At 35.7% G+C, this 3,149-nt stretch carries 3 protein-coding genes; all 3 read right to left on the bottom strand.

The features are described from left to right. Positions 1 to 175: 175 nt before the first annotated feature. On the bottom strand, positions 176 to 439 hold the full coding sequence (locus QYB95_RS18980) for a CD3324 family protein (protein ID WP_301139938.1): 264 nt from the start codon (positions 437 to 439) through the stop codon (positions 176 to 178). A 605-nt stretch (positions 440 to 1,044) separates the two neighbouring features. Next, positions 1,045 to 2,031, bottom strand: a complete 987-nt coding sequence (locus tag QYB95_RS18985) for a GGDEF domain-containing protein (RefSeq protein WP_301139939.1) — start codon at positions 2,029 to 2,031, stop codon at positions 1,045 to 1,047. Between the two features lie 36 nt (positions 2,032 to 2,067). Further along, on the bottom strand, positions 2,068 to 2,928 hold the full coding sequence (locus QYB95_RS18990) for an EAL domain-containing protein (protein WP_301139940.1): 861 nt from the start codon (positions 2,926 to 2,928) through the stop codon (positions 2,068 to 2,070). Between the last annotated feature and the right edge of the window lie 221 nt (positions 2,929 to 3,149).

Here is a 3,149-nt window from a genome sequence, read left to right on the forward strand (position 1 = left end):
CTACACTTTCGGTGCAGAGTAAAACTTGCACCTGCCGCTACACTTTCGGTGCAGAGTAAAACTGGCTTGCCAGCGTTTTCAATGGGAAATCTTACTTTTCAAGAATTACCTTAAAACACGTGTAGACAAAGTCAAATAGTGACTTTGTCTACACTGTATGCAATAAACAGCTCGTTTATTTCTTATATATTATCTTTTTAATGGTTTCCATAGACAAATGGTATTGCTCCGCTAACTCTAAAAGGGACGTACCATTTTGATATTGCTTTTTGATTTGTTCATTTCTCTTTTGCAGTCTTTGTCTTTCACCAGATACGACTCCCCATTGAATACGTTCTTTCTGGGACTTTGGAATATAGATCAAGTCTCCTTGAACGTATTTTTGGACTTCCATTAATAGGTCCTCTGGTAAAACTTCATGTGCATTTACGTAACGCATTCAAACTTCCGCTCCTTTACTTTTTCGAATTTCAAAGTGAAGGGCAAAGCACACATGAATAAAGTGACTATATACATAAGGCGATGAAAAGCTTAATTACCTCACGCAAAGTATCGCCATATTATTCATAGGCTTTGCATGAGTAGTTCCATTAAGCGGCGCAATGTATTGAGCCATCTTATCACTCCTTTAATAGAGAATTATTTAGTATCATTATACATTGTGAAATAAAAAAATCGAACGGAAAAGTAGAACTACTTTTCATTCGATTTTTTAAAAATACTAATATAGATACTTAACCTTGTTCCTCAAGCGAGCTGTCTAAGCACACAAGCCGCAGAGCCAACTTGTGTCGACTCTACGACTTGTCTTTGGGGCCAACAGGAAGTTGGTCATGGTGACAATGCAACAGGACGTTACGTTATTGTCACCGGCTTTGTGAAGGCCGCTCATAATTATTCATGCTTTCTAAAGCTTCATTAGAGAGTTGCGCAGCTTACGTGTTAGGCTGCGCCTTCTAATGTATTAACAGTTCTGTACATTACTCATAGTTGTTACATTAAATTATTAGTATAGATATAATTCAAATGCTATTTTCAAACTGATTATTGTGTTGGGGCGCAGCAATCCGCCTCATCGATTATGAAACAGCTACCTTTGATCTTCTTGCAATTTCGTTTAATAGCAGCAACTGCATCCGAAATATCTTCAACTTTATCAAATTTCTGTTTTTCATTTGTTAATACAGCGATTGATAAACACATGATCGTAAAATCCTCTAAGTTCCCGGACCTTCCCTTAACTTTAAAATTTGGGTCTTTTAAGTGTTTTTCGTCATAGAAGCTGGGAATCGTTTCATCAAATTCACTGATAATGTCTTCACACATCGCATCTACTTTATACTGAGGGAGAATGGCCATAAAGTCGTCTCCACCAATATGTCCTAAAAAGTATCCTTGCTGGGTGATATTTCTTTTTAAAATATCCGTTACATGCAGAAGAACTTTATCCCCTTTATTAAAACCATATAAATCATTGTACGTTTTAAAATTATCTAAATCGAAATAGAGTACACTGTATTTTTCTAGATACAGGATTTCCGTTAATTTTTGATCAATTAGGTGATTTCCAGGCAACTTGCTTAATGGATTAAGAAAACTTGCGAATTGCACTTGGATATCAACAAATTCCATTAGAAGCGCTCTTATACTAACAACACCCATAAATTTGTCATCCTTCGTCACAATTACATCATCATACAAATCCTCTTCCTGCCTTTCCATCGCCAGCTTACTAACCTCCGTAATAGGCTTGTGAAAATCGACAATAAGAGGGTTTGTTTTAGCCAGCAATTGACTTTCTCTACCCATATACAAATTATAACCATATAACGTTCCAATTTTTTGATAGAAATGTGTTCTTGTAATATGAGCAACTGGTTTTTCATGATGTACGACTACGATTCCGCGCATATCCGGATTCTCAGTAAATAATTTGTCTACTTCTTTATTTTTCAGAGTTGGAGAAATTGAAGGAACTGCCTTAACAATCCGGCCAATATTCGATACTACTTCATCTATTTTCGTCATCATTTCCTCACCTATTTGTCATCAATTTTACATTCGATTCTAAGGTAAGCTAGGCAATTCCCCAAGCTTGATTTCCCGATTCGGTCTACCTAACGCATATCCTTGAGCGTAATGTATACCTATTTTTTGGAGATACTCAATTTCCTCTTTTCTCTCTATTCCTTCTGCAATAATTTTTGTATTGGATTGTACGGCATAATCATTGATCAAAGAAACTAACTGTTGGCCAGGGATACTTTCATCGATATTTTGAATGAGTGAGCGGTCTAACTTTATAAATTCGGGTTTCAAGAAGATTAATGTTTTTAAGCTATTGTAGCCCGAACCAACATCATCGATCGCTATTCTGTATCCTTGTGAACGATAATGAGATAATACACGTTCAAATTCTTGAAAATCTGTCACAGCACTTCTTTCCGTCAATTCAAACACGACTTGTTCCGGATGAATACCAATTTCACGCAACTGCTGTAATGTATCTCCACTATGATAATTCTTATCTAGCAATACATGGGGATGGATATTAATAAATAAAGTAAAGTCTTTATCTTGAAGTTCTTCACTTAAGCCTGCAATATATCTTTTCAGTGATAGATTTCGACAAAACTTTTCAAACTCAAATACTTTATCTGTTTGTCCAACAAATTCATAAAAATGGTCTACACTAGTAAATAATTGGGATTGGCCGGGACGATTTAACGCTTCAAAGCCAAAAGTTTCACCTGTTTGCAAATTAACGATCGGCTGAAAAAAAGTCTCAAGCGACTCATTTTGCATAATCTTTTTCAGCTCATTATATCTCTTAAAGTACAGTAAATCATCTTGCCTTTTATCTAATAAGTATTTTAAATAGGAAAATAAATTTAGAGATTGCTCCCTTGAATATGATACTGAATTCATAGTTACTCCTTGTTAATGAAGGGGATTACTACCTATCATAAGCCTTTTTTGTTAATGTACTATTAACCCTTTATTAACCCTTTGTAAAGCGGTTCGAGAGGCCCACGAAATATCACCTACTCTTCATTTACGAGCCAGTATCTTGGTGATTTACCTCACCAAGGGAAATGGGAACATAAAAGCAAAAAAGAGGGTGGGACATAACCCGAAAACACCATTTT

This window comes from Ureibacillus aquaedulcis, from assembly GCF_030418165.1.
GTDB lineage: Bacteria > Bacillota > Bacilli > Bacillales_A > Planococcaceae > Ureibacillus > Ureibacillus aquaedulcis.

Coding starts and splice junctions, on each gene's coding strand:
- QYB95_RS18985 (WP_301139939.1), bottom strand. CDS start 2,031: ATGATGACGAAAATAGATGAAGTAGTATCGAATATTGGCCGGATTGTT.
- QYB95_RS18990 (WP_301139940.1), bottom strand. CDS start 2,928: ATGAATTCAGTATCATATTCAAGGGAGCAATCTCTAAATTTATTTTCC.
- QYB95_RS18980 (WP_301139938.1), bottom strand. CDS start 439: ATGCGTTACGTAAATGCACATGAAGTTTTACCAGAGGACCTATTAATG.